Source organism: Microbacterium sp. BF1 (assembly GCF_019279095.1).
Lineage (GTDB): Bacteria > Actinomycetota > Actinomycetes > Actinomycetales > Microbacteriaceae > Microbacterium > Microbacterium maritypicum.
Genome location: NZ_JAGYWT010000110.1, coordinates 1 through 6,396, shown reverse-complemented (window position 1 = coordinate 6,396; position 6,396 = coordinate 1). Strand labels below are relative to the sequence as shown.

Genomic DNA, 6,396 nt, shown 5'->3' with positions numbered 1-6,396 from the left:
GCCTCCGCGCGGCCGTCGGCGACGACGCCGTGCACCGGATGCTCGTGACCACCCCTGCCCGCCTGCTGACCCTCGAGCCGTGACCTTCTCCCCCTGCGCACGAGCATGACCATGAGCATCCGACTCCACGCCCGACATCCCCGAGGAGACACCGTGTCCGAGCCGACCATCCTGCACGCCACCTTCACCGCCCAGCCCGGAGCGGGCGACCGTGTGGCGGCCCTGTTGCGCGATTTCGCCGAGGTCGTGCGCGCCGAGGAGGGCAACGTCGTCTTCGATGCGACCCGGCTCGTCGACGACCCCGACCGCTTCTTCGTCTACGAGGTCTATCGCGACGAAGCGGCGTTCCAGGCGCACATCGCCGCCCCCGCCGGAGTGCCCTTCAACGCGGCGCTGCAGGAGCTGATCGTCGAACCGTCGTCGCAGCTCACCTTCCTCCGCCGCCTCTGACGCCGTCACGCCGTGACGCGGCGGCCCGCGGGATCCCGGCCTCTCCGCCCTGCTCACCTGTCGGGAGAATGCACGCATGTCGGAGGAATCGCCGGCATCCGCTCCTGCATCCGTGAGTCCTCCCGACATCCGGCACATGCACCCGCACCGGGCACACGCACCCGCATCCGGCATACGCACACGGCACGCCCACACCACGGCACGCGCACACCCCGGACATGAAGAAGCCCCCCACCCGAAGGTGAGGGGCTTCTTCGACGATGCGGTGTCACTCGTAGAGCACGCCCGCGATCTTCGGGTCTTCGATGTTGGTCTTGTCGTACCAGTACGAGCCGGTGTCGTAGAACTTCTCGACCGACTTGCCGTTGGCGGCGTCGTACGCGGCCTGCACGACCTGTGCGCCGATGCCGATCGGGTCCTGCGTGATCGCGCCGGCCATGGTGCCGTCCTTGATGGCGTTGATCTGCGCGGCGCCGGAGTCGAAGCCGACGATCGTGATCTTGCCCTTCTCGAGGCCCAGCTCGTTCACGGCGTTCACGACACCGATGGCGGAGCCTTCGTTGGTGCCGTAGATGCCCTTGAGGTCGGGGTGGGCCGCGATCAGGGTCTTGGCGATGTCGGCCGACTTGAGGTGGTCACCGTCACCGTACTGGATGTCGACGATCTCGATGTCGGGGTAGTCCGCCTCGATCTTGTCGACGAAGCCGTCGCGACGCTCGACGCCGGTGGAGTTGATCTGCGAGTGGCCGACGATCGCGACCTGGCCCTCGCCGCCGATCAGTTCGGCCATGTGCTCGGCGGCGAGTGCACCGGCGACCTTGCTGTCGGTGGCCGACAGGCTGAGCCCGACGTCGCCGTTGCAGGGGGCGTCGAAGTAGACGACGGGAATGTCCTTCGCCTTGGCCTGCTCGAGCGGGGCGACGCACGCCTCGGGGTCGAGGGCGGCGTAGGCGATGGCACTCGGGTTCTTGTCAATCGCTGCGGTCAGCATCTCCAGCTGCGCGGCGATCTCGGTCTCGGCGGCAGGACCCTCGAACGTGATCTTCACGCCGAGCTCCTTCGCCTTGTCCTCGGCGCCCTTCTTCACGGCCTGCCAGAACTGGTGCTGGAAGCCCTTCGAGACCATGGCGATGTACATCTCGCCGTCGCTGCTGCCCCCGCTGCTCGAGCCTTCCTCGATCACGTCGCCACCACCGGCACAGCCGGCGAACACCAGTGCGGATGCGGCCATGAGGGCCACGAGTGCGGTCTTCTTCCCGAATTTCATGAAAACTCCATTGTTTGGGTACGACTCGGTTTGTTCTGTGTGGATGCCGGACGAGCCGGCGCTGTGGACATTCCAGGTGCCTGTGCGGATGTCTCCGCGGAAGCCGGCCATGGCCGGAGGACGACGACGGGCACGGGTTTCGTCGCCGTCCAGGTCTCAGGTGCGCTGTCGGTTGCGGAGCGAGTCGAGGAAGACCGCGAGCAGCACGACGACGCCGACGACGATGTTCTGCCATTCGGGCTGGATCGACATGATGCGCAGACCGTTCACGAGAACGCTCATGATGAGGGCGCCGATCACGGTGCCGAGGATCGAGCCGCGTCCGCCCAGCAGCGAGGTTCCGCCGATGATGACCGCGGCGATCGCCTGCAGCTCGTACCCGGTGCCGATCTGCGGCTGCGCCGAGTCGAGGCGGGAGGCGATGACGATGCCCGCGACGCCGGTGAACGCCCCGGCGAACATGTAGATCAGGATCGTCCAGCGACGCGTGTTGACGCCCGAGAGGCGCGTGGCCTCTTCGTTCGAGCCGATCGCGAAGGTGTACCGGCCGAGCAGCGTCTTCGACAGCACGAGGTACGCGATGATCGCGAGCACGGCGGTGACGAGAACGGCGTTCGGGATGCCGGGGATGATCACGCCGAGGGCGATCTTCTTGAAGTCGGGGGCCGACGTCGAGAAGTAGATCGGCGCGACACCCGAGATCACGAGGGCGAGGCCACCGGCGATCATCATCATCGCCAGGGTCGCGATGAACGGCGGGAGCCGGAGGAACGTGATGTTCACACCGTTGATCAGGCCCATCAGCACACCGGTGAGGATGCCGCCGATGACACCGACCCAGACCGGGAGCCCCATGTTCGTCACGAACACACCCGTCATCACGGCGCACAGCGCCATGCCGGTGCCGATCGACAGGTCGATGCCGCCGGTGATGATGACGAAGGTGGTGCCGAGGGCGAGGATGCCGATGACGGCGGTCGACAGCAGCACCGTGGCGATGTTGCTGAAGGTGAAGAAGTTGGGGCTGGCGATCGAGAAGAAGATGATCAGCACGATGAGCGTGCCGAACGCCAGCGACTGCTGGAACTGCCGCTTCAGGAACGCGCCGACGTCTCTCTTGTCGGTGTTCTCGTTCACGGCGGTCTGGATGATCGTCGTCGTCGACGATCCGGGCTGCTGCGGAGCGCTCATCAGTCTTCCTCCCCGTGGGCTGCGAGTTGCATGATCTTCTCCTGGCTTGCTTCCTCGTTGCGGAGCGTCCCGGTGATGCGGCCGTTGGCGAAGACCGCGATGCGGTTCGCCACACGGAGGATCTCCGGGAGCTCGGATGAGATGACGATGATGGACTTGCCTGCATCAGCGAGCTGCTGCATGAGGCGGTAGATCTCCTCCTTCGCGCCGACGTCGATCCCTCGGGTCGGCTCGTCGAAGATGAGGATGTCGCAGTCGCGCATCAGCCAGCGGGCGATGACGACCTTCTGCTGGTTCCCTCCGGAGAGGAGCTTGACGACCTGGTTGACCGAGGGGGTCTTCACGCGCAGCTGCTGCACGTACTCTTTGGTGCGGTTCTTCGCCTTGCTGTCGCCCATCCAGCCGATCGCGTTGGCGTAGGAGCCGAGCGAGGCGAGCACGGTGTTGAACGTCACGTCCTGCTCGAGCATGAGGCCGAGGAGCTTGCGGTCCTCCGAGAGGTATCCGACGCCGTGCTGCACGGCGTCGGCTGGCTGGGCGATCCGCACCGTGCGACCGTCGATCGCGATCGTGCCGCTGTCGCGGTGATCGGCGCCGATCACGGCACGCGCGGTCTCGGTGCGCCCGGCGCCCATGAGCCCGGCGAAGCCGAGGATCTCGCCCTTGTGCAGCTGGAACGAGACGTCTTTCAGGAGGTTCTTGGTCGACAGACCCTGCACCTCGAGGACAACGGGATCGTTCGCGTGCTCTCGGGCCTGCGGACGGGTCCCCTCATCGATCACACGTCCGACCATCATCTCGATGATGGTCGGGATGGTGATCTCGGACCTGTCGAGTGATCCGATGTATGTGCCGTCACGGAGGACGGTCACCCGGTCGGCCAGACGGCGCAGCTCGTCCATGCGGTGCGAGATGTAGACGATCCCGGTGCCGCGCGCCTTGAGCTGCTCGATCAGCACGAAGAGCGTCTCGACCTCGGTGTCGGTGAGGGCGGAGGTCGGCTCGTCCATGATGAGCACCTTGGCGTTGAACGACAGCGCCTTGGCGATCTCGACCATCTGCTGCTCGGCCACCGTGAGCTCGCCGACGAGCTGCCGGGGGTTCAGGTGGATGTCCAGGCGCTGCAGCAGTTCCGCGGTCTGCGCGTTCAGCTTGCGCTCCGACAGGAACGGCCCGGTGGTGGGCTCTCGCCCCACGTAGATGTTCTGCGCCACGGTCAGATCGGGCATCAGGTTGAGCTCCTGATGGATGATCGTGATGCCGAGCTCCTGCGCCTGGAGGGGGCTGGTGAGCTCCACCTCCTGACCCTCGAACGTGATCGTGCCCTCGTCCTTGGTGTAGATCCCGGAGAGGATCTTCATCAGCGTCGACTTTCCCGCGCCGTTCTCGCCCACGAGCACGAGCACCTCGCCGGCGTGCACCTCGAGGTGCACGTCCTTCAGCGCCTGCACGCCGGGGAATCCCTTGCTGATCCCCTCGACCCGGAGGATGGGTCCACTCATGCGCTCACCTGCTTCCTTGAAGGTTCTGCTTCGATGTCGGCGGATCATTCCGCCGCAAACATCGGATCAATTCTGCGCCCTGCGCCACGGCCAGCGCAAGTTGTATCTAAATGTATCTAAGGTCGGAGGGATTGGGAAGACCTGTAATGACATCTTGATCTTCCGCTCTCCTTCCCCCGCGATTCCGCTCAGTGGAGGCGGATCGAATCGACCGCGACGAGCTTGTCGCGGATGTACGCGTTGGCGTGCGCGCCGAGCTCGTCGTTGTCGTTCCAGAGGTTCCGCCAGATGCCGAGCATGCGACTGAGGTCAGGCGCGACGACCGCCGACGAGAACGACTCGAACACGATGGGGCCGCCGTAACCGATGCGACCGAGCGCCTTGAAGAAGGTGTCGAAGTCCACCGTTCCGGTGCCGAGATAGCCGCGGTGGCTCTCCCCGATGTGCACATAGCGCAGCGCCGGTGCCGCATCGAGGACGGGCGTGAACATATCCGACTCCTCGATGTTCATGTGATATGTGTCGATGTGGATCCCGAGATTCGGGCGATCCACCTCGGCGATGTAGGCGAGGGCCTGTCGTGCGGTGTTGAGCACGTTCGTCTCGTAGCGGTTCACGACCTCGAGCGAGACCGACACCCCGCGCGCGGCCGCATGGTCGGCGACCCGGGCGATCGCGGCCTTGCTGCTCGCGAGACCCTCAGGGGTCACGGGCTCCATGTACTTCTTCATGGCGCTGTAGATCACCCCGCAGAAATGCTCTCCACCGAGGTCGGCGAGCACGTCGACAGCCTTGACCAGGAGCGCTTCGCCCGCCGCCGCGATCGCCGGATCGGCGCTGGTGACATCGGTCGCCTCGGAGAGTCCGAGCGAAGCACTGACGGCGAGGTCGTACTCCTCCAGCGCGTCCTTCGCGACGGAGACGTCGAACGTGAACGGATCCATGAGCGGGAACTCGATGAGGTCGAAACCCGCCTCCCTGGTCTTGTGCACCGCCAGACGGATGCCCTCGGCATCGAAGTTCCCCGTCCAGACGAGCCCGTGGCAGCCGATGTTCATGAGACCTCTCGCAGCGGGTGTGCGGCACCGTCGCCGTCCCGGAGTTGGCACGTTGCAACTCCGGCGTGCGAGTCACGCTACGTCGGTCGACCGACCCCTGTCAAGAACTTTCTTGGCACGTTGCAAGTCCTCCGATATCCTGATGCCGCCGACGCCGTCAGGAACCCCGATCGACGCGGCCCGACCAAGGAGTCCCATGCCCGCGAGCGTCAAGGACGTCGCCGCCCTCGCCGGAGTCTCCTCCTCCACCGTCTCGAACTACCTCAACCACCCGCACGTGCTCGGAGCCGCGAGCCGCGAACGGGTGCGGTCGGCGATCGAGCAGCTCGGCTTCGTGCCCAACGAGTCGGCTCGGCAGCTGCGTGCGGGATCGAGCAAGGCGCTCGCCCTCATCCTGCTCGACGCCTGGCTGCCCTACTTCCACGACCTCTCGCGCGGGGTCGAAGACGTCGCCCGCGAGGGCGGCTGGTCGCTGTTCTTCAGCAACAGCAACCGCGACGACGCACAGGAGCGGCGCAATCTCGACATGTTCGAGGCGCACCGGGTGCAGGGCATCGTCATCTACCCGCTCGGTGACGTGGTGCCGCGCCTGGAAGCCCTGGCCGATCGCGGCATCCGCTCGGTCGTGGTGGGCCCGATACCCGACTCCTCGAAGGTCGCATCCGTGCTGTTCGACGACCGAGAGGGCGGGCGACTCGCAGGAGAGCATCTCGTGACACTCGGCCGACGGCGCATCCTGTTCCTCGGCAATCCGGCGGTGAGCCAATCGAACCACCGTCTGGAAGGGCTCCGGGAAGCGGCCTTCGCAAACCACCCCTTCGTCACATCCCAGGAGAACCCGGCGAGGGCGATGGGGGCGAACACGATCGCGACCAGCAGCAGTGCCTTACGGATCAGGAGCGAGAACCACACGATCGCAGCAGCACTG

5 protein-coding genes and 1 pseudogene are annotated in these 6,396 nt (G+C 65.8%); 2 read left to right on the top strand and 4 right to left on the bottom strand.

All coding sequences use genetic code 11. The features are described 5' to 3' along the window. Nucleotides 1–153 precede the first annotated feature (153 nt). Nucleotides 154–450, top strand: coding sequence for a putative quinol monooxygenase (locus tag KZA10_RS05940; RefSeq protein WP_235562463.1), 297 nt, complete (start codon nucleotides 154–156; stop codon nucleotides 448–450). 268 nt (nucleotides 451–718) lie between these two features. On the opposite strand, the gene KZA10_RS05935 is transcribed toward KZA10_RS05940, so the two are convergent. The 4 genes from KZA10_RS05935 to KZA10_RS05920 all read right to left on the bottom strand — a co-directional run bounded on the left by KZA10_RS05935 (nucleotide 719) and on the right by KZA10_RS05920 (nucleotide 5,468). Beyond that, nucleotides 719–1,717 (bottom strand): ABC transporter substrate-binding protein, encoded by a 999-nt coding sequence (locus KZA10_RS05935; protein WP_055866105.1) that lies wholly within the window; start codon nucleotides 1,715–1,717, stop codon nucleotides 719–721. A gap of 156 nt (nucleotides 1,718–1,873) precedes the next feature. Beyond that, complete coding sequence (locus tag KZA10_RS05930) at nucleotides 1,874–2,908, bottom strand: ABC transporter permease (RefSeq protein ID WP_017829492.1); 1,035 nt, start codon at nucleotides 2,906–2,908, stop codon at nucleotides 1,874–1,876. After that, a complete protein-coding gene (locus KZA10_RS05925) occupies nucleotides 2,908–4,410 on the bottom strand; it encodes a sugar ABC transporter ATP-binding protein (RefSeq protein WP_017829493.1) in 1,503 nt (500 codons plus the stop codon). Before KZA10_RS05925 ends, KZA10_RS05930 begins: the two co-directional genes overlap by 1 nt. Nucleotides 4,411–4,598: 188 nt before the next feature. Next, a complete protein-coding gene (locus KZA10_RS05920; protein ID WP_151485742.1) occupies nucleotides 4,599–5,468 on the bottom strand; it encodes a sugar phosphate isomerase/epimerase in 870 nt (289 codons plus the stop codon). Between KZA10_RS05920 and KZA10_RS18505 the strand changes: the two are divergent. Further along, nucleotides 5,353–6,225 (top strand): annotated as a pseudogene (locus KZA10_RS18505) (LacI family DNA-binding transcriptional regulator); the annotation flags it as partial. The gene KZA10_RS05920 and the pseudogene KZA10_RS18505 overlap by 116 nt on opposite strands. Nucleotides 6,226–6,396: the final 171 nt, after the last annotated feature.

Bases quoted from the DNA above. Each gene is read 5' to 3' on its own strand.
- KZA10_RS05935 (WP_055866105.1), bottom strand. From the start codon at position 1,717: ATGAAATTCGGGAAGAAGACCGCACTCGTGGCCCTCATGGCCGCATCC.
- KZA10_RS05920 (WP_151485742.1), bottom strand. From the start codon at position 5,468: ATGAACATCGGCTGCCACGGGCTCGTCTGGACGGGGAACTTCGATGCC.
- KZA10_RS05925 (WP_017829493.1), bottom strand. From the start codon at position 4,410: ATGAGTGGACCCATCCTCCGGGTCGAGGGGATCAGCAAGGGATTCCCC.
- KZA10_RS05930 (WP_017829492.1), bottom strand. From the start codon at position 2,908: ATGAGCGCTCCGCAGCAGCCCGGATCGTCGACGACGACGATCATCCAG.